This window comes from Kaistia defluvii, assembly GCF_040548815.1.
In the GTDB taxonomy this organism is placed as follows: domain Bacteria; phylum Pseudomonadota; class Alphaproteobacteria; order Rhizobiales; family Kaistiaceae; genus Kaistia; species Kaistia defluvii_A.
In genome coordinates this window covers 441,453-460,024 of the sequence record NZ_JBEPSM010000002.1, presented here as the reverse complement: position 1 = coordinate 460,024, position 18,572 = coordinate 441,453, and the positions used below count along the sequence as shown (strand labels likewise).

Below are 18,572 nucleotides of genomic sequence, written 5' to 3'. Positions count from 1 at the left end.
TCTTGGCCTATTTCTTCTCGACCTGATCGGCGAAAGCGGTGGCGTCGCGGTAGCGGACGGTCTGCAGATGCTCGCAATACAGCACCAGTTCCCCCTCGCCCTTGAACACTTCGTAGGAGGCCCGGATCAAGCCCATCTCCGCGTATTTCGGACGCTTTTCGAGATTGGTACGCACCGTGTAGATGGTGTCGCCGATGAACACAGGCTTGATGAAGCGGAGCTTGTCGTAGCCATAGGAAAAGGCGTTGACGCAGTTGGTCGCGACAAGGCCGAGGCCAGCCGAAAAGACGAAGGCGCCGGCAACCAGCCGACGGCCGAACACGCCTTCCGTCTCGGCGAATTTCTGGTCCTGGACGTAAGGGTGGATGTCGGTCACGAGCACATTGAAGAGATGCGAGTCGCTTTCGCCGATCGTGCGGCGCAGCGAGCGAATCTTCTGGCCGACCGGCCAATCCTCATACAGCCAGTTCTCCGCATTCCAGACCGGAAGGTCGGCGTGCTCCCTGGGCATGTCCTTGGGATGCGTCGAACTCACGCCGACAGTCGGCGCGAAATCCTCAGTTGTCATCGTCCTCTCCGTCCCTCAATTTTCTTCATATATCAATCAATCGCTCATCTGCAAATCAAGTTTCCGCCCGCAGATCCATTGATCGATTGGATCAGATGCCTCGCCGATCAGGGCTGTTTCGGTACCGGCGTTGCCGGCTCGGCGGCCGAGCGGAACGCTGCCTCGACCAGCGCCATGGTGTGCCAGGCATCCTCGACCGAGGTAACGAGGGTTTCGTCCTCGCCGGCGGCAAAGCGCTGCAGGTTCGACATCACGCCGGCAAAGGCATGGGGGAACCAGCCGCCCGCCAGCGGCACCTGCTGCCAGTCGGCGGCCGCGCCCCGCGCCGCGGTGATCCACAGTTCATCCGGCTCGCCCTCCGGATAGTTGAGCAGCAGGCCGAGCTTGACCGAAGCCGCGCCCTGGTCGCCCTCAAAGCGGAAGCTGGCATCCTGGAACTTGCGGCCGAAATCATGGTCGTGGTTGATCGACAGGGTGCAACGGACATCGCCGCCGAAATCGAGGATCGCCGAAGTGCGCGTCTGCGCCAGCTCGTTGCCGGGATGGCCCAGCGTGCGGGCATGGATGCCGGCCGGGTTGCCGAGCATGGCGCGGATCAGGTCGAGATAGTGGATCGAATGGACCGCGATCTCGACCCGCGACATGCCCTTCAGGAAAGGGAACAGATGCCAGGGCGTGACGAGGTTCAGGTGCATCTCAACATCGACCAGCCGGCCGAGCAGCCCCCTGGCCAGCGCATCGCGCACCGCCAGCATCATCGGCGAGAAGCGGAGCTGGAAATTGACCGCGGCGTTGAACTGGCGCTCGCGTGCCAGCTTCAGGATCGCGGTCGCCTCGTCGAGATCGCGCCCCATCGGTTTCTGGATCAGCACGGTCGCCCCCTTGGGCAAGCGACGCATGATTTCCAGGTGGGCTGCCGGCGGCGTCGCCAGGTCGAATACCGCGTCGCGCACGGCGACCGCCTCGTCCAGCGTCCGAAGGGGCACGCCCCATTGCTCGGCCAGCGCCTTGGCGCGCCCGACATCGCGATCGAAGATGCCCGCGACCGGGAAGCCCGCCAGCGCATAGGCCGGAAGATGCGCGTCGTTGACGATGCCGCCGGCGCCGATGATGACGATCGGGCGCGGCGCGGTGGGAAGCGGCCAGGCCTGGATGAGCGATGCGGGGTCGAAGGACGTCATGGCAATCTCATTTCCATATGGCGGGAAACGCCTTGCTGCCCTTCTCCCATCTGCGGAGAGGGCTACGTGAAGGGCTCGCGGCGATTGATCGAAGAGCCCCGCCAATATTTCAATCTACGTGGAAGACTTCTTCCATACCGGCCCACCACTCACCTTCCCTACGGGTATCGAGCGGCTTCTGCAGCGGCATGCAGACGGACCACCATTCCTGCGTCGTCGGATCCGCGGCCATCTTGGCGCTGTCGGCGGCGAAGTCGGTGCCGTGATATTCGAAATAGGCGAAGAGCAGGTTTTCCGGCTCCTTCAGGTAGATCGAATAGTTCCTGATGTTACAGTCGGCGATCTTGGCCAGCACGCCCGGCCAGACGTCGGCGTGCAGGCGCTTATATTCCGCAATGGCGTCCGGCTGCAGGCCGATGACATTTCCCATACGCTGCATAGTGTTTTCCTCCCGTTAGTTTGGGTCGTTGGGTGGTGCGTGCTCCGAGACGCCCGCTGACGCGGGCTCCTCGGCATGTTGAAGGGGCGGCAGTGAGACGAACTTCACTCCCCAACATGCTGAGGTGCCCGGCAAAGCCCGGCCTCGAAGCACGCACGGCGCCCGAGAAAGCCTAATCCAGCCGGTAGATCCGCTCGGCGTTGCGATGAAGCAGGCCGGCCTTTTCGTCGTCGCCGGCGCCGCGGATGATCTCATGCGTCGCCGCGACCCACTTGCCCAAATCGGCCGTCAGCGTGCAGACGGGCCAGTCCGAACCCCAGACGACCCGGTCCCAGCCGAAGGCGCCGATCGTATGCTCGACGAAGGGCCGAAGGTCCTCGACCGTCCAGTTGACCGGATCGGCATAGGCGATGACGCCGGAGATCTTGGCAGCGACATTCGGCAGTTCGGCAATCGCCGACATGTTGGTGCGCCAGGGCTCGAAGGCCTTGTCCTTGACATCAGGCACGCCGCAATGATCGACGATGAACTGGACGTCGGGGGCCGCCTTGGCAATGGCGATCGCGATCGGGATCTGGCGCGGCAGCACGCAAAAATCGAAGCTCAGCTTGTGCGCGGCGAGACGCTTGATGTTTTCCGCGAAGATCGGCCGCTGGCCAAGCTCGTCGGGCGATTCATGCAGGATGCGGCGCAGGCCCCTCACCTTCGGATTGGCGGCAAGGCGCTCGAGCTGGCCGACGAATTCCGGGCTCTCGGGCCGGCAGGCGGCGATCGCGCCGATCACGCCCTGGCCAAGGCCGGTGACAAAAGCCGTCTCGGCCTCGATATCGGCCTCGGCGACATCGACCTCCATATGCAGCATGTCGGTGATGCCCGCAGCCTTCGCCTGCGGCAGGTAATCTTCGAGCGTGAAATTCCGATTGAGCTTCGGCGCGCCGCCGAGCCAGGGATAGGAAAACCGCTCCTGATGGACCAGGTGCAGGTGGGTATCGATCATCCGCATCGCACGTCTCCTCCGCCCGGGCTCTTTGGCTCCGGTTCATTCATATGTGGGCACATCATTCACAGTGTTGCGACGCTGACAAGGCCCGTTTCAACACGGCCGCAACCTGGATTCGCCGACTCAGGCTGCCGATTGGACGGTCAGGCTTCGGCTTGGCCGCGGCCGAGCACATGCGACAGATCCCGGCTCGCGGCGAGCAGGATGGCCATCACTTCCTGCATGTCGGGAACATTGGGACGATCGATGCGCGGCAGGAAGGGACAGGTCAGCGCCGCCAGCGCCGTGTCGTTGGCGCCCAGCACCGGCACCGACAGGTTATAGACCGACTGCGACTGCGAGCTCGCCGTCGACTCGTAGCCACGCCGGCGAATCTGCACCAGGCGCTCGTCGAGATTGTCGGGCCGACCCTTGTCCTCGGCCTGCTCCTCGCGCTCAGCTTCCATCATCGACCGCTCCTCCGGCGTCGCGAAAGCGAGCAGCACATGGCCCGAGCCGGTATTGTAAAGACTGACCCGCGCGCCCACACGAATTGAATAACTCCAATAGCTTGGCGCATCCATCTGGGCGACGACGACGATCCGGCCGCGGTCGTAGATGGCGAGATGGCAGGCCTGTTCCGAATCGCGAGAGAACTGCCGCATCACCGGCAGCGCCTGGCTGACGAGCCGGCGGACCGGCGCGTGCTGATGGGCTAGAGCGAACAGCCGAAGGGTCAGCTCGTAGCGATCGCCATGCACGCGGGCGACATAGCTGCGCCGCACGAGGCGATCGAGCATGCGATAGATCTCGTTCGGAGACCGGTTCAGCGCCTTGGCGATTTCCGCCTGCGTCATGCTCTCGTCGGTCGCGGCGAGCAACTCGAGAATGTCCAACCCCTTGTCCAGGGCAGGTGCGCGATATCGATCGTTTGCGTCGTCCAGCATGATGCGCCTCCCCATGGGCCCCGGGCCCGGCCGTGACAAGTTAGACATTGACTCGGTCCAGTCAATTTCGCTTATATACGAATGCTCCATTCAGTGGTGGAGAATGTGGCGACCTCGAACCCACCCGGTTCGGTCGTTTTCTGGGAGGAATTCGACACATGAATTTGATGCGCGGCATTCAGGCCGCTCTTTTTTCGTGCGCGGCCCTTGGCGCGCTGACCGCTGTCGCTTCGGCTGAAGAGGCCGCCAACTGGGGTTCGTTTCCCGGCTACACCCTGAAGGTGAAGCTCATCGGCGGCACCCAGTATGAGAAGCTCTACACGCGCATTCCCGAGTGGGAAAAGGCGACGGGCGCCAAGGTCGAGATCGTTTCCTCGAAGAACCATTTCGAGCTCGACCGCGAGATCAAGCAGGACATCGCCACCGGTGCGATTACCTGGTGCGTCGGCTCCAACCACACCAGCTTCGCGCCGCAATATGGCGACATCTATGTCGACCTGAAAACGCTGATCCCGCAGGCGACGCTGGACGAATTCGTCCCGGGCACGCTCGCCTCTTCAATGGTGGACGGCCGCCTCGTGCAGCTTCCGCGGGTCACCGACGTGTCGAACCTTTACTACCTGAAGGACCTGTACGAGAACGCCGACAACAAGGCGAAGTACAAGGAAAAGTTCGGCACCGAACTCGCGCCGCCCACCACCTATGACGAGCTGAAGCAGCAGGTCATCTTCTTCGCCAATCCGCCGAACCTCTACGGCACCGCTTTCGCCGGCAAGGACGAGGGTATGACCGGCCGGTTCATGGAGATCGTGCGCGCCAATGGCGGCGACATGTTCGACGAGAACTGGAAGCCGATCTTCAATTCGAAGGCCGGCGTCGACGCCCTGCAGTGGTTCATCGACATCTACAACGCCAAGGCCGTTCCGGCCGGCACCGTCAACTACACCTGGGACGATATCGGCCAGGCCTTCGCCGCCGGCACGCTCGCGGTCGACCTCGACTGGCCCGGCTTCGCCGCCTTCTACAACGACCCGGCCAAGTCCAAGGTCGCCGGCAAGGTCGGCTTCGCCCTGTCGCCGCTCGGCACCGCCGGCAAGCGCGGCGGCTGGTCCGGCTCGCACTCCTTCTCGGTCACCGAAGCCTGTGACAACAAGCCGGCCGCGGCCAGCCTGATCACCTTCCTGACCGACTACGATTCGGAAATGCTCGAAGCCCGCGCCGGCAACCTGCCGACCCGGACCAAGGCCTTCGCCGACGTGGTCGAGGAGTTCAAGAAGAGCGACACGCCGTACATGGCCGAGATGTTCGCCGTCTGGGAAAAGTCGCTCGCCGACGCCCGCACGCCGCCGCTGGTCCCCCAGTGGATCGAAGTGTCGAACGTGATCTGGCCCGAGCTGCAGGCTGCCATCGTCGGCCAGAAGACGGCCCAGGAAGCCCTCGACACGGCCGCCAAGAAGGCCACGCAGATCATGGAAGACGCCGGCGTCCTCCAGTAGGCCGCGCGTCCCGCAGATCGACCCTCGCCCGTCCGCGGGCGGGGGTCTTTGAATCGCGCCGGCTGATGGCGCCAACGCGCTCCCCGCCTCCCCAAACCCGGGGCTCGCGGCCAAGACCCGGACCTTGCGGTCCAAGCCCGTTCCAACGGCCCACGGATTCCCTTCATGCGTTTCTTCCGAAGCCGGCTCTCGCCTCCGGTCCTGCTGCTGATGCCGGCCTTCGTCATCATCACGCTGGTGGTGGCAGTGCCGCTCCTGTTCTCGCTCTATACGAGCTTCACCGGCTATCGCCTCGTCAAACCGGACTCGCTCTGGCAGTGGGTCGGCCTGCGCAACTACCAACGGCTGCTGACGGACGTCGATTTCTGGTGGGCCTTCGGCCGCACGCTGGTCTTCCTGACGATCGCGCTCAATCTGGAACTGGTGCTGGGCCTCGGGATCGCGCTGCTGATCGACAAGCTGACCGCCGGCCAGCGCATCATCCGCACCATCATGATGTTCCCGATGATGTTCTCGCCGATCCTGGTCGGCTTCCAGTTCAAATACATCTTCAACGACAATGTCGGCCTGGTGAACAACGCCATCCAGTCGCTCGGCTGGGAGAACGTCACGATCCCCTGGCTGGTCAACCCGGTCACCGCCAACCTCGCCATCCTGATGGCGGAGGTCTGGATGTCGACGCCGATCTTCGCGATCCTGCTGCTGGCGGGCCTGATGGCCATGCCGCGCGATCCGATCGAGGCGGCCAAGGTCGACGGCTGCAATCCGTGGCAGGTCTTCCGCCACATCACGCTGCCCTACCTCATGCCCTTCGTCTACATCGCCATGGCGATCCGCTCACTCGACGTGGCGCGCGCCTATGACATGGTCAAGATCATGACCAATGGCGGCCCGGCCGGTCGCACCGAACTGCTGTGGACGCTGATCGCCCGCACCGGCTACCAGGACGCCCGCATGGGCATGGCCAATGCCATGTCCTACGCCTCGATCCTGCTGTCGGTCTATTTCACCGTCTATTTCTTCCGGAAGCTCGCCGCCGCGCGACGCACCATGGGCGGAGTCGCTTAAATGGAACGCTCCTGGCAACGCTGGCTCATCCGCCTCGCCGTCTTCATCGTCATGGCGATCATCTGCGTCCCGGGCCTTTGGATCGTGATGACGGCCTTCCGCGACAATGTCGAGGTGATGGCACGTCCCCCGGTCTGGATCCCCGAACGCTGGACGCTGGATAATTTCCGCGCGATCCTGGGCCTCTCGGATAGCCAGCAGGGCATCCCGGTCATCCGCTACTTCATGAACTCGGTCATCATCTCGGTGACGAGCACGGTCCTGGCGGTGCTGATCGGCATGATGGGCGGCTACGCCTTCGCCCGCTATCGCTTCAAGGGCAAGAACGTCGCCTTCCTCTGGCTGATGCTCTCGCGCACCGTGCCGGGCATCTCGCTGTCGCTGCCGGTATTCATGATCTGGAGCCGGGTGGGCCTGATCGACACGGATTTCGGCGTCATCCTCGTCTATCTGGCGCTCAACATCCCGTTCACGATCTGGCTGATCGACGGCTTCTTCCGGCAGATCCCGCTGTCGCTCTCGGAAGCCGCCCAGGTCGATGGCTGCACCCGCTGGCAGGCGTTCTGGAAGATCGAATTCCCGCTCGCCAAGTCGGGCATCGCGTCGGCCGGCATCTTCGCCTTCCTGACCTCATGGAACGAGTTCGCCCTCGCCTCCCAGCTCACCCGGACCACGGCATCGAAGACGCTGCCGGTCGGGCTGATGGATTTCACCGCACAGTTCACGGTCGACTGGACCGGCATGTGCGCCATGGCCGTGATCATCATCGTGCCGGCGCTCATCCTGACCTTCATCGTGCAGAAACACCTGATCGCCGGTCTCACCTTCGGCGGCGTCAAAGGATAATTCGATATGGCAGAGGTCAGACTCGAAAAGCTCGTCAAGAGCTACGGCAAGGTCGGCGTCGTTCACGGCATCGATCTCACCATCGCGCATAATGAGTTCGTGGTGCTGGTCGGCCCGTCGGGCTGCGGTAAGTCCACCACCCTGCGCATGATCGCCGGCCTGGAAGAAATCAGCGGCGGCACCATCTCGATCGGCGACCGCGTCGTGAACGATCTGGCGCCGCGCGAACGCAACATCTCGATGGTGTTCCAGAACTACGCGCTCTACCCGCACATGACTGTCAAGGAGAACCTCGGTTTCTCCCTGAAGATCGCCAAACAGGACGCCGCGACCATCGAGAAGCGCGTGGCGGAAGCGGCCGAAATCCTCGGCCTGACGCCGTTGCTCGAGCGCACGCCGGGCGAACTCTCCGGCGGCCAGCGCCAGCGCGTCGCCATGGGTCGCGCCATCGTGCGCCACCCGGACGTGTTCCTGTTCGACGAGCCGCTCTCCAACCTCGACGCCAAGCTGCGTGGCCAGATGCGCGTCGAGATCAAGAAGCTGCACCAGAAGGTCAAGACGACGATCGTCTACGTCACGCACGACCAGGTCGAGGCGATGACGCTCGCCGACCGCATCGTCATCATGAAGGACGGCCATATCGAGCAGGTCGGCACGCCGGCCGAAGTGTTCGAACAGCCGAAGAACACCTTTGTCGCTTCCTTCATCGGCTCACCGCCGATGAACCTGCTCGACGCGACGGTGGGGACCGATGCCGGCCGCAAGGTCGCAAGGCTCGCCGACGGCGTGACGCTCGCCCTCCCCGCCGCAGCCGCCGACAAGGTCACGGATGGCCAGGCGGTCACGGTCGGCTTCCGCGCCGAGGCGTTCTCGCCGGTCGGCTACGGCCTCTATGGCGACAATGAAGTGGCGACCATCGAGCGCACGATCATCCTGCCGGAGCCGCTCGGCACGGAAACCTTGCTTTACACCGAACTCGGCGGCAAGGAAGTTCAGGGTAAGATGCTCAACCCCCGCTTCGTCAAGCCGGGCGAGCAACTGACCTTCCATCTCGATCTCTCCCGCCTGCATGTCTTCGACAGGGCGTCGGGCAAGAGCGTGCTGGTCTAGAAGAGAGATAAGGGGAGGAACTATGGCAAAGATCGTTCGCGTCGAAGGCCTGATGGTCGACCTGAAGCCGAAGGTGAAGCGGGTCGATGCGATCCAGTCCTTCGTCAGCCAGGAAACGCCGATCATCCGCATCACCGATGCCGATGGCGCGGTCGGCACCGGCTACAGCTACACGATCGGCACCGGCGGCCCGGCCATCATGTCGCTGATCGAGAAGACGCTGGCGCCGGCCCTGATCGGCCGCGAAGCCGGCATGATCGAGCAGATCTGGCGCGATCTCCTGTTCATGACGCATGCGACCTCGGTCGGCGCCATCACTTCGCTGGCGCTTGCCGCCATCGATACGGCGCTCTGGGACCTGAAGGCACGCAAGGCGGACCTGCCGGTGCACATCCTGGCCGGCGGCGCACAGGACAAGATCCGCCTCTACACGACCGAAGGCGGCTGGCTGCATTTGCCGGTTGAATCCATCATCGAGGACACGCTGCGGGCCAAGGAGAATGGCTTCGGCGGCGCCAAGATGAAGGTCGGCCGGCCGATCCACGAGGACGTCGCCCGCCTCAACGCCGTGCGCGAGGCGGTTGGCCCCGGCTTCGAGCTCTTCACCGACGCCAACCAGGCCTTCTCGGTCGACGAGGCGATCCGGCGGGCGCGCCACTACGAGGCCGCCGATATTGGCTGGCTCGAAGAGCCGCTGACGGCCGACGACGTCGACGGCCATATCCGGCTTTGCGAATCCACCTCGATTCCGATCGCGGTCGGCGAGAGCCTCTATTCCAGCCTGCATTTCCGCGACTACCTGCAGCGCCGCGCCTGTTCCATCGTCCAGGTCGACGTCGCCCGTATCGGCGGCATCACGCCCTGGCTCAAGGTCGCGCATCTGGCCGAGACGTTCAACGTCGTCGTCTGTCCGCACTTCCTGATGGAACTGCATGTCGCGCTCTGCGCCGCGGTGCCGAATGCACGCTGGGTCGAATACATCCCGCAGTTGGACAGCCTGACGACAAAGGGCATGACGATCGCGGACGGATATGCCATTCCGAGCGCCGAGGCCGGACTCGGCATCGCCTGGGACTTTGATGCCATCGGCCGCCAGACGGTCGAGGGATCGAATTTCCTGACCACATGATTTGACGACGAACCAAAGGGACGGACGACAATGGGCGGCAAGCTCGCAGGCAAGGTCGCGCTGGTCACGGCAGCGGCACAGGGTATCGGACGGGCGATCGCGGAGCAGGCAGCGGCCGAAGGCGCCATCGTCTGGGCGACCGACATCAACGAGACGGCGCTTGCCGAACTCAACGGCGTCGAGAACATCACGACGCGCAAGCTGAACGTGCTGTCCAACGACGACGTGAAGGCGCTGATCGCCGAGATCGGCACGATCGACGTGCTGTTCAACTGCGCGGGCATCGTCCATGCCGGCACGCTGGAAGAGGCTACCGAGACCGATCTCGATTTCGCCTACGACCTGAACGTCAAGTCGATGTGGCGCACCATTTCCGCTGCGCTGCCGGGCATGCTGGCGCAGAAGGACGGCTCGATCGTCAACATCTGCTCGGTCGCCGGCTCAATCAAGGGCGTGCCGAACCGCTTCGCCTATGGCGTGACCAAGGCAGCGACCGTCGGCCTGACCAAGTCGGTCGCCGCCGACTACGTCGCAAAGGGCATCCGCTGCAACGGCATCTGCCCCGGCACGGTCGAAAGCCCTTCGCTGCAGCAGCGTCTGCGCGACCAGGGCGACTATGAAGCCGCCCGCAAGGCCTTCATCGCCCGCCAGCCGATCGGCCGCATCGGACAGCCGAGCGAGATCGCAGACCTCGCCATCTATCTGGCAACCGCGACCTATACCACCGGCCAGATGCACATCATCGACGGCGGCTGGGTCAACTAGGACCAGCAAGTCCTTCACGCTACACGACGGCGGCAGGGCGTCCTCACGGCCAGCGCCCCTCCGCCGTCATCCCCGCGAAAGCGGGGATCCATCCAGACGGAACCTTTACGTCACTCACCCCGGCTGGATGGATCCCGGGTCTTCGCCCGGGATGACGGAGCTTTTTCCGGTACAGGCGCCGCGTATACCGCAAGAGAACCACCATGATCGTCGAGCAGTACTTCGAAGACTACGAAATCGGATTCTCGCGCCGCACGATGGGGCGGACGATCACCGAGACCGACATCGTGCTGCATGCCGGCCAGACGGGCGATTTCTTTCCGCACCACATGGACGCCGAATGGTGCGAGACGCAGGACTTCAAGCAGCGCGTTGCCCACGGCACGCTGATCCTCTCGGTCGCAGTCGGCATGACGGCGACGACGATCAATCCGCACGCCATGTCTTATGGCTATGACAAGGTGCGGTTCGTGAAGCCCGTCTTCATCAACGACACGATCACCGTCGAAGCGAAGATCACCGAGAAGCGCGATCACCCAAAGCGCACAACCCACGGCATCGTTTCGGAACTGGTGACCGTCACCAAGCAGACCGGCGAGACGGTGCTCGCCTGCGAGCACATCTATCTCGTGGCGAAGCGGCCGGCCTGATCCAAAGCTCCGATTTATCGGAACCAAGCTCTTCCATCGACGTTTTACCACCATGGACACGCAAACATGGAGGAAAGAGATGGAACAGATTCATACCACCAACTCCCTGATCGGCGCGACGAAGGTCGACGGTACCGCAGTCTACAATACGCAGGGCGATCGGCTCGGTGATATTCATGACGTTATGATCGACAAGCAGAGCGGCCGTGTGGCCTATGCCATCATGTCCTTTGGCGGTTTCCTCGGCCTCGGCGAGAAGTACCATCCGCTGCCGTGGAATACCTTGAAGTATGACACGACGCAGGGCGGCTACGTCGTCGGCCTCACCAAGGAACAACTCGAAGGCGGACCCGCCTATGACGAGGGCGATGAACCCGCCTGGGGCGACCGCGACTACGAGAAGAAGGTGCATGACTATTACGGCATGCCCCCTTACTGGATGATGTGATCCGGCTTCCAAGCCGACATAAGAAAAGGCCCCGGAGCAATCCGGGGCCTTTTTTGGTTTCGGATAGCGAACTCTTTCTTCACGTCTCCCTGAGGGAGAGATGAAGGCATAGCGCCCTTTCCACCAACCTACAGCGTGATCTGCAGCTTCACGTCGTTCGGGTTGGCCGAGGCGGCACGCTCGAACGCGGCGATCGACTCTTCGAAATCGTAAGTGCCGGTAATCAGCGGCGCCAAATCGACCTTGCCGGACGCGATCAGCGCCAGGGCGCGATCAAACACGTTGGCGTAGCGGAATACCGTCTCCATCCGGACTTCCTTGGCCGAGGCCGAGACGATATCGAGCGCGATCGGCTCGACGGGCAGGCCGACAAAGACGATGCAGCCGCCTGGACGGACATAGTTGAAGATGCCGTCATAGGCGCGCGGGCTGCCCGAAGCCTCGAACACGATGTCGACGCCCCAGTTCTCCGTCTCCGCCGCGATCTTCGCCTTCAAGTCATGCTCGCGGATGTTGACCGGGATGACGCCGTCATATTGGCCGGCGATGGCCAGCTTCTCATTGACGAGATCGGAGATATACACGCGGCTGCAACCCCCGGCGAGCGCCGCCAGCGCCACCATTATGCCGATCGGTCCGGCGCCGATGACCAGCGCCGTGTCACCCGGGACGATCTTCGCCTTGGTCGCAGCCTGCATGCCGATGGCAAAAGGCTCGACCATCGCGCCCTCGGCGAAGGAGACGTTGTCTGGCAGCTTGTAGGTGAAGGCGGCGGGGAACACGACCTGCGGCGTCAGGCAGCCATGCACCGGCGGCGTCGCCCAAAAGGTGACGCTCGGATCGACATTGTAGATGCCGAGCTTGGAAGCCTTGGAATTCAGGTCGGGAACGCCCGGCTCCATGCAGACGCGGTCGCCAACCTTGAGGTTCTTCACCTCGGAGCCGATCTCCAGCACCGTCCCGGAGGCCTCGTGGCCGAGCACCATCGGCTGCTTGACGATGAACGGGCCGATCGCGCCATGGGTGTAATAGTGCACGTCCGAGCCGCAGACGCCGACCGTGTGGATGGCGATGCGAACATCGCGCGGACCGACCTCGAGTGGCAGGTCGATGTCGCGGAGCGAGAGCTTGAGCTTTTCTTCGAGAACGAGGGCACGCATGGCAGCGGATCCAGATTGGCGTCGGGACTGTCGTTTTAGCGAAGCGGCGCCCCGCCCGCTACGAGTGCGATGTCGCGGACATCACACTTCTTTGCAATTCGCGCGCGGCTAGCCTTCGCCGTCGACCACCTGGAAGCCGGCCCAGAAGGGGTCCCGGTCATCCACGAAGATGGTGTTGTAGCCCGTCACCCGCGCCCAGCCCTCGATCGTCGGGATGATCGCCGGCTTGCCACCGACCGTCGTCTGGCGGGCAACGCGGCCTGTGAAGGTCGAGCCGATGATGCTCTCATGCACGAAGGCCTCGCCCTCCTGCAGCCTGCCCGTGGCGAAGAGCTGCGCGACGCGGGCCGACGTGCCGGTGCCGCAGGGCGAGCGATCGATGGCCTTGTCGCCATAAAACACGGCGTTGCGGCCGGACGAGCCCGGATTCTTCGGCTTGCCGGTCCACAACACATGGGTGAGCTTGTTCAGCGCCGGATTCTCCGGATGCACGATGCTATGCCGCGCGTTGAAGGCCGTCCGCAGCTTTGGCGAGAGGCGGACGATATCGGACGGCTCCAGATCCGACAGGTCCGCATAGTTCGGCTGCGGCTCCACGATCGCGTAGAAATTGCCGCCATAGGCGACGTCGACGGTCAGCGTGCCGATGCCCTCTACCTCGACCTCGTAGCCGCGCCCAAGCAGGAAGGACGGCACGTTGGTCAGCGTGACGCTGTCGACATAGGGGCCGTTCTGGACATAGCGCGCCTCGACAAGACCGGCCGGCGTTTCCAGCCGCAGAAGTCCCGGCGTTTTGGGGGTAACGAGACCGTGCTCGATGATCGTCGTCACCGTGCCGATGGTGCCATGGCCGCACATCGGGAGGCAGCCGGACGTCTCGATGAACAGGATCGCGACGTCGTACTCGTCGCTCGACGGCGGATAGAGGATCGAGCCCGACATCATGTCGTGGCCCCGCGGCTCGAAGCAGAGCGACTTCCGGATCCAGTCGAACTCGGCCAGGAAATGCTGGCGCTTGTCGAACATGGTGGCGCCCTTCAGCACCGGGATCGAACCGCCGGTGACGACGCGGACCGGATTGCCGCAGGTGTGGCCATCAATGCAGACGAAGGTGTGACGAGCCATGCTCAGAACCTTTTTACGAAGCGCTCGGGAGAATAAGGGGCAAGGTCGATATCGGGCCGCCGGTCGGCGATCAGGCTGGCGACGAGTTCAGCCGTCGCGGCGGCCTGGGTCAAGCCATGATGGGCATGGCCAAAGGCATAGACGATGCGCGGATCGCGCGAGGCCCGGCCAATGACCGGCAGTGAATCCGGCGTCGACGGACGAAAGCCCATCCAGCGCGTGCCACCGGAAAGCTCGGCCTCGGGCAGGAAGCGCTTCAGCTTGCCCAGTATAGCATCGACGCGCTTGAAGTTCGGAGTGGCTTCGAGCCCGGCAAACTCGACGCTGCCGCCAACACGGTCGCCGCTGTCGAGCGGCGTGGTGACGAAGCCCTCCCCCTCGAACATCACCGGGCGGGTCAGCCCCAGCCGGCCGGAAGGCAGCGTGACGTTGTAGCCGCGCTCGGTATCGAGCGGCACCTTGTCGCCAAGGGATGCGGCGAGCGGCTTCGACCAAGCGCCGGTCGCCACGACCATGCGGTCATATTGCGCCAGCGTATCGAACGAGGTGCGGACCGTCACCAGATCCCCGCCCGCTCGGACATCGACGACCTCGAACTTGCGAACTTCGGCGCCGCGTTCGATCGCGGCCTGGGCGAGCGCGCGGGTGAAGTCCAGCGGGTCGGAGACATGACAGCCGGTGGGATAAAGCGCGCCGGCGACAGCGCGCGGGCCGAAGGCCGGTTCCAAGGTACGGAGCGCCGCAGCATCCAGCCTCTCGACCGCGATGCCGAGCCTGCCCTGGCGCTCGAACAGCGGCTGCGCGGCACGAAAGCCGCGCTCGTCGGCCCAGACCGAGAGCAGGCCCTTTTCACGCAGGTGATGCGCAAGGCCAACGGCCTCCAGCCGCTTCCGCCAGGCTGGCAGAGCCCTTCCATTCAGGGCAGCGATGGCCTGCGTCGATGCCTCGATGCGAGCGGGGCGACTGGCGCTGATGAAGCGGGCAAGCCAGGGCATCAGCGCCGGCAGATAGGCAGGCCGGATCGCCAGCGGCCCGAGCGGATCAAGCGCCCAGCGCGGCAGGTTGCGCCAGGCCTTTGGCGAGGCGAGCGGCAGGATATCCAGGTGCGCGATCCAGCCGGCATTGCCCGCCGAGGTTCCCGCCGCGATCCCCTCGCGGTCGATCAGATCGACGAGATGGCCTTCATCGAGCAATGCATGGGCGATGGCGACGCCGATGATTCCGGATCCGATAATGCCGACGCGCATAAACTCTCCTCAAGATCCGGCCCAAAGGTTTCAAGCTCGACCAACGAAGCGCGGGCAAGGCCTGCCACCCTACCCGCTCCCCGCCGCAAAGGAATCGGGTTTCAGCGTCCGTCGCGCAGCCAGACCAGCATCCCGCCGGGCTCGCGATTGGCCCAGGCAAAATAGGGAATGGCGGTGATGGTACCCGGAACCGTTTCGGCCGGCTTCGGCCGATAGAGGGTGTCCTGCCAGTCGCCAGTCTGGTCGACCGTGGCCGGCACCTCGAGCGTCACGACGCCGCCGAGCAGGTCAGGCTGGTAGGCCGCCTTCGCCTCACCGGAAGCCAGCCGCATGCGCTGCGGCGGCGCGGCATTGTCGGCCTCCTCGACGCAATAGAGCACCGGCCCTCGCTTGAGCGCGACGCGGTCGGCATCCATGCCGACGTCGGGATGGGCATGCAGCGCTTCGACCGGCATGTCGAAATGCAGGCGGACCTCGTCACCGGTGGCCCATTCGCGCCGGATGCCGAGATAGCCCTTTCGTGTCAGCGCATCGACATCGACCGGAGCGCCATTGACGCTGGCGGTCGCGCCGCGGCACCAGCCGGGAATGCGCAGCCAGAGGGTTGCCGACACGGGAGCATACGCCTCGATAGAGAGGCGGATATCACCGTCCCAGGGATAGGCCGTCTGCTGCGTCAGCCGCACCGCCCGGCCCGCGACCTTCATCTCGATCGTCGAGGCGGCGTAGAGATGGACAGCGATGTTCTCGTCGTCATGACTCGCGACATAGCCGCCGAGCGAGGCGAGGAGGCGGGCGAGATTGGTCGGGCAGCACGGGCAATAGTGCCAGCGCCAGCGCCGATGCTGGCCGTGACTTTCCAGCGGATTCTCGTAGAAATACTGGTCGCCGCCCAGCGACACGCCGGACAGCGCGCCATTGTGCAGCACCAGTTCCATGTGATCGGCGAAGCGACCATCGAGGTCGATCGCCGCCATGCGATGGCCCCAGAACACCAGCGAGACGGCGGCGCAGGTTTCCGCATAGGCGGTCTCGTTGGGCAGGTCGAAGGAACGGGTGAAGCCCTCGTTCTCGACGGCCGGCCCCATGCCGCCGGTGACATAGAGCTGGCGGCTGGTCAGGTGCCGCCAGAGCTTGTCGAGCGCCGCCTTCAGGCTGGCGTCATTATCCTCGGCGGCGAGATCGGCCATGGCGCTGTAAAGGTACATGGCGCGGACGGCGTGGCCCACGACCTCGTCCTGCTCGCGCACCGGCTTGTGCGACTGGCTATACTCATAGGTGCCGAAATTGAATGGCTTGCCGCCGGGAAATTCCTTCACTTCCTCGTCGAAATAATGCGGGTTCTGCGCGCCGCGCTCGTCGATGAAATAGCGCGCGAGATCGAGGAAGCGCGCCTCTCCCGTGGCGCGATAGAGCTTGACCAGGGCCAGCTCGATTTCCTCATGCGCGTCATAGCCGTGCCGCTTGCCGGGCTCGCGACCGAACACGCTGGCGATATGATCGACGCAGCGGATCATCACATCGAGGAAGCGGCGCTTTCCCGTCGCCTCGAAATAGGCGACGGCGCCCTCGACGAGATGGCCCATCGAATACATCTCGTGCCAGTCGCGCAGATTGGTCCAGCGCTTCTCGGGCGCCCGGCGGATGAACCAGCTGTTCAGATAGCCATCGGCCAGTTGCGCGTGGTCGAGCTTCTCGACCAAGAAGTCGATCTTCGCCTCGATGCCGGGATCGGGATGGGTGGCAAGGCTGTAGCTCGCCGCCTCGATCCATTTTCCGAAATCGGAATCGAAGAACATCTGCATCGACAGGCCGTATTCATTGATCGGCCGGACCAGCGGCTTGGGCGGCTGGTCGACGTCGAGCACCTCGATGAAGCCCTCCTCCTCCAGCCGCTGGAACTGGGTCGGGATCGTCGTCTCGCGGTTGACCCGCATGCGGTCGGCCCAGAAGCCTTCGGTGAAGGCGACGCGGGTGTGCGGCACAGGCTTGAGGCGGCGGAAAGGAGTCGTTTCAGGCTTCGACATCGGGCGTTTCCATGCGCGATTGAGCGTTAATGACGGACTCCGCCGGCCCAATCTTTGCTGGCCGCAGCCTTTGAGAAAACCTTTGCGCAATCCGTTCCCCGCAACTTGGCTGATTTGTCGACAGACTGCACGCAGAAAATATCCGGGAGTGCGAACGAGGCGGGGGGAGCGCGTTAGGAGGTCCAAAACAAAAAAGGCCGGCAACCCATGGGGGCAGCCGGCCTTGAAAATCACCCAGAAATCGATCAGGCGGGAACGCCGGTTTCCAGGCGCTTGGCGATCAGCGTGCGAAGCGCACGGAGGTCCTTGGCGAACATGCGGATGCCTTCCGAGAGCTTCTCGGTCGCCATCTGGTCCTCGTTCATCGCCCAGCGGAAGCTCTTCTCGTCCGACGCGATCGTCGGGATCTTCTCGCCGGTATTGTTCGGATCAAGCTTGCGCACCAGCGTGCCATTGTCGGCCGCGAGCTTCTCGAGCAAGGCCGGAGCGATGGTCAGGCGGTCACAGCCGGCCAGAGCCTCGATCTCGCCGGTCGAGCGGAACGACGCGCCCATAACGACCGTCTCGATGCCGCGCTGCTTGTAGTAGCTGTAGATCTGGCGAACCGAGATGACGCCCGGATCTTCTTCCGGCTCAAACGTCTTGCCCGAAGCCTTGACGTGCCAGTCGAGGATGCGGCCGACGAAGGGCGAGATTAGGAAGACGCCAGCCTCGGCGCAGGCAGCGGCCTGGGCGAGCGAGAACAGCAGGGTCAAGTTGCAGTCGATGCCTTCCTTCTGGAGGACGGCGGCGGCGCGGATGCCTTCCCAGGTCGAGGCGAGCTTGACCAGGATCTTTTCGCGCGGGACGCCGAGGGCGTCATATTCGGCGATGATCTCGCGCGCGCGCTTTACCGAAGCTTCGACGTCGAAGGAGAGATCGGCATCGACCTCGGTCGAGATGCGGCCCGGGACGAGCTTCGACATTTCGGCGCCGAAGGCGACGGCCAGACGATCGCCGACATGGGCGGCGATGGCGTCCTGCGTGCCGCCCTGCTTTCGGCCCCAGGCGATCGCGCTCTCGATGACGTCCTTGTAGGCGGGAAGTTCGGCGGCCTTCAGCACGAGAGAGGGATTGGTCGTGCAATCTACCGGACGATAGGTCTTGATAGCATCCAGATCGCCCGTGTCTGCAACGACCACGGTCATGGCTTTAAGCTGATCAAGTTTCGAGGTCATCCGACGCTCCTCCAGGCTGGCTGCCGCGCCTTCGCGCGCTTGTACGAGGCATATGATCATCCCGTGGGCCAAATGGAAGCGCGAAAATATCTTCGCAGCCCGAAAACGGTCGACGAAGCTCGCTTCCCACAAGCTCCGGCGTTGCAATCCCGCCCGTTAGCCGCGACGCT

The 18,572-nt window shown here is 63.9% G+C and carries 18 protein-coding genes; 8 read left to right on the top strand and 10 right to left on the bottom strand.

All coding sequences use genetic code 11. The features are described 5' to 3' along the window. Nucleotides 1–7: 7 nt before the first annotated feature. The 5 genes from ABIE08_RS15165 to ABIE08_RS15145 form a co-directional block, all read right to left on the bottom strand. On the bottom strand, nt 8–568 hold the full coding sequence (locus tag ABIE08_RS15165; protein WP_354552289.1) for a MaoC family dehydratase: 561 nt from the start codon (nt 566–568) through the stop codon (nt 8–10). 107 nt (nt 569–675) lie between these two features. Beyond that, nucleotides 676–1,749, bottom strand: a complete 1,074-nt coding sequence (locus ABIE08_RS15160) for a Gfo/Idh/MocA family protein (RefSeq protein WP_354552288.1) — start codon at nt 1,747–1,749, stop codon at nt 676–678. Between the two features lie 109 nt (nt 1,750–1,858). Next, entirely contained in the window at nt 1,859–2,188 is a 330-nt protein-coding gene (locus tag ABIE08_RS15155) for an L-rhamnose mutarotase (RefSeq protein ID WP_354552286.1), read from the bottom strand. A 172-nt stretch (nt 2,189–2,360) separates the two neighbouring features. After that, nucleotides 2,361–3,191 (bottom strand): amidohydrolase family protein, encoded by an 831-nt coding sequence (locus ABIE08_RS15150; protein WP_354552285.1) that lies wholly within the window; start codon nt 3,189–3,191, stop codon nt 2,361–2,363. Between the two features lie 140 nt (nt 3,192–3,331). Beyond that, a complete protein-coding gene (locus tag ABIE08_RS15145; RefSeq protein WP_354552283.1) occupies nt 3,332–4,114 on the bottom strand; it encodes an IclR family transcriptional regulator in 783 nt (260 codons plus the stop codon). A gap of 167 nt (nt 4,115–4,281) precedes the next feature. On the opposite strand from ABIE08_RS15145, the gene ABIE08_RS15140 reads away from it, so the two are divergent. From ABIE08_RS15140 to ABIE08_RS15105, 8 genes are all read left to right on the top strand, one after another. Further along, nucleotides 4,282–5,610 carry a sugar ABC transporter substrate-binding protein gene (locus ABIE08_RS15140; protein ID WP_354552805.1) on the top strand — a complete coding sequence of 443 codons (1,329 nt, stop codon included), beginning with the start codon at nt 4,282–4,284 and terminating at the stop codon, nt 5,608–5,610. 165 nt (nt 5,611–5,775) lie between these two features. After that, complete coding sequence (locus tag ABIE08_RS15135; protein ID WP_354552281.1) at nt 5,776–6,678, top strand: carbohydrate ABC transporter permease; 903 nt, start codon at nt 5,776–5,778, stop codon at nt 6,676–6,678. Further along, nucleotides 6,679–7,524 (top strand): carbohydrate ABC transporter permease, encoded by an 846-nt coding sequence (locus ABIE08_RS15130; protein ID WP_354552280.1) that lies wholly within the window; start codon nt 6,679–6,681, stop codon nt 7,522–7,524. It abuts the gene before it with no gap. A gap of 6 nt (nt 7,525–7,530) precedes the next feature. Next, on the top strand, nt 7,531–8,634 hold the full coding sequence (locus ABIE08_RS15125; RefSeq protein ID WP_354552279.1) for an ABC transporter ATP-binding protein: 1,104 nt from the start codon (nt 7,531–7,533) through the stop codon (nt 8,632–8,634). A 22-nt stretch (nt 8,635–8,656) separates the two neighbouring features. Next, complete coding sequence (locus ABIE08_RS15120; protein ID WP_354552277.1) at nt 8,657–9,763, top strand: mandelate racemase/muconate lactonizing enzyme family protein; 1,107 nt, start codon at nt 8,657–8,659, stop codon at nt 9,761–9,763. A 30-nt stretch (nt 9,764–9,793) separates the two neighbouring features. After that, nucleotides 9,794–10,528, top strand: a complete 735-nt coding sequence (locus tag ABIE08_RS15115) for an SDR family oxidoreductase (RefSeq protein WP_354552276.1) — start codon at nt 9,794–9,796, stop codon at nt 10,526–10,528. A 203-nt stretch (nt 10,529–10,731) separates the two neighbouring features. After that, nucleotides 10,732–11,178 (top strand): MaoC family dehydratase, encoded by a 447-nt coding sequence (locus ABIE08_RS15110; protein WP_354552275.1) that lies wholly within the window; start codon nt 10,732–10,734, stop codon nt 11,176–11,178. A 79-nt stretch (nt 11,179–11,257) separates the two neighbouring features. After that, nucleotides 11,258–11,626 (top strand): PRC-barrel domain-containing protein, encoded by a 369-nt coding sequence (locus tag ABIE08_RS15105; protein WP_266330934.1) that lies wholly within the window; start codon nt 11,258–11,260, stop codon nt 11,624–11,626. 128 nt (nt 11,627–11,754) lie between these two features. Here the strand turns inward: ABIE08_RS15105 and ABIE08_RS15100 are convergent, their stop codons facing one another. From ABIE08_RS15100 to tal, 5 genes are all read right to left on the bottom strand, one after another. Continuing rightward, nucleotides 11,755–12,786: an NAD(P)-dependent alcohol dehydrogenase gene (locus tag ABIE08_RS15100; protein WP_354552273.1), complete on the bottom strand. Its 1,032-nt coding sequence runs from the start codon at nt 12,784–12,786 to the stop codon at nt 11,755–11,757. A gap of 108 nt (nt 12,787–12,894) precedes the next feature. Continuing rightward, nucleotides 12,895–13,911, bottom strand: a complete 1,017-nt coding sequence (locus tag ABIE08_RS15095; RefSeq protein ID WP_354552272.1) for a 4-hydroxyproline epimerase — start codon at nt 13,909–13,911, stop codon at nt 12,895–12,897. Nucleotides 13,912–13,913: 2 nt separating this feature from the next. Beyond that, on the bottom strand, nt 13,914–15,158 hold the full coding sequence (locus tag ABIE08_RS15090) for an NAD(P)/FAD-dependent oxidoreductase (RefSeq protein ID WP_354552271.1): 1,245 nt from the start codon (nt 15,156–15,158) through the stop codon (nt 13,914–13,916). Between the two features lie 101 nt (nt 15,159–15,259). Next, the gene (locus ABIE08_RS15085) at nt 15,260–17,185 is read right to left on the bottom strand and encodes a glycoside hydrolase family 127 protein (protein ID WP_354552269.1); all 1,926 of its coding nucleotides are present in this window, start codon (nt 17,183–17,185) and stop codon (nt 15,260–15,262) included. Between the two features lie 245 nt (nt 17,186–17,430). Next, complete coding sequence (tal, locus tag ABIE08_RS15080; RefSeq protein WP_354552268.1) at nt 17,431–18,402, bottom strand: transaldolase; 972 nt, start codon at nt 18,400–18,402, stop codon at nt 17,431–17,433. Between the last annotated feature and the right edge of the window lie 170 nt (nt 18,403–18,572).

Bases quoted from the DNA above. Each gene is read 5' to 3' on its own strand.
- ABIE08_RS15165 (WP_354552289.1), bottom strand. From the start codon at position 568: ATGACAACTGAGGATTTCGCGCCGACTGTCGGCGTGAGTTCGACGCAT.
- ABIE08_RS15160 (WP_354552288.1), bottom strand. From the start codon at position 1,749: ATGACGTCCTTCGACCCCGCATCGCTCATCCAGGCCTGGCCGCTTCCC.
- ABIE08_RS15155 (WP_354552286.1), bottom strand. From the start codon at position 2,188: ATGCAGCGTATGGGAAATGTCATCGGCCTGCAGCCGGACGCCATTGCG.
- ABIE08_RS15150 (WP_354552285.1), bottom strand. From the start codon at position 3,191: ATGCGGATGATCGATACCCACCTGCACCTGGTCCATCAGGAGCGGTTT.
- ABIE08_RS15145 (WP_354552283.1), bottom strand. From the start codon at position 4,114: ATGCTGGACGACGCAAACGATCGATATCGCGCACCTGCCCTGGACAAG.
- ABIE08_RS15140 (WP_354552805.1), top strand. From the start codon at position 4,282: ATGCGCGGCATTCAGGCCGCTCTTTTTTCGTGCGCGGCCCTTGGCGCG.
- ABIE08_RS15135 (WP_354552281.1), top strand. From the start codon at position 5,776: ATGCGTTTCTTCCGAAGCCGGCTCTCGCCTCCGGTCCTGCTGCTGATG.
- ABIE08_RS15130 (WP_354552280.1), top strand. From the start codon at position 6,679: ATGGAACGCTCCTGGCAACGCTGGCTCATCCGCCTCGCCGTCTTCATC.
- ABIE08_RS15125 (WP_354552279.1), top strand. From the start codon at position 7,531: ATGGCAGAGGTCAGACTCGAAAAGCTCGTCAAGAGCTACGGCAAGGTC.
- ABIE08_RS15120 (WP_354552277.1), top strand. From the start codon at position 8,657: ATGGCAAAGATCGTTCGCGTCGAAGGCCTGATGGTCGACCTGAAGCCG.
- ABIE08_RS15115 (WP_354552276.1), top strand. From the start codon at position 9,794: ATGGGCGGCAAGCTCGCAGGCAAGGTCGCGCTGGTCACGGCAGCGGCA.
- ABIE08_RS15110 (WP_354552275.1), top strand. From the start codon at position 10,732: ATGATCGTCGAGCAGTACTTCGAAGACTACGAAATCGGATTCTCGCGC.
- ABIE08_RS15105 (WP_266330934.1), top strand. From the start codon at position 11,258: ATGGAACAGATTCATACCACCAACTCCCTGATCGGCGCGACGAAGGTC.
- ABIE08_RS15100 (WP_354552273.1), bottom strand. From the start codon at position 12,786: ATGCGTGCCCTCGTTCTCGAAGAAAAGCTCAAGCTCTCGCTCCGCGAC.
- ABIE08_RS15095 (WP_354552272.1), bottom strand. From the start codon at position 13,911: ATGGCTCGTCACACCTTCGTCTGCATTGATGGCCACACCTGCGGCAAT.
- ABIE08_RS15090 (WP_354552271.1), bottom strand. From the start codon at position 15,158: ATGCGCGTCGGCATTATCGGATCCGGAATCATCGGCGTCGCCATCGCC.
- ABIE08_RS15085 (WP_354552269.1), bottom strand. From the start codon at position 17,185: ATGTCGAAGCCTGAAACGACTCCTTTCCGCCGCCTCAAGCCTGTGCCG.
- tal (WP_354552268.1), bottom strand. From the start codon at position 18,402: ATGACCTCGAAACTTGATCAGCTTAAAGCCATGACCGTGGTCGTTGCA.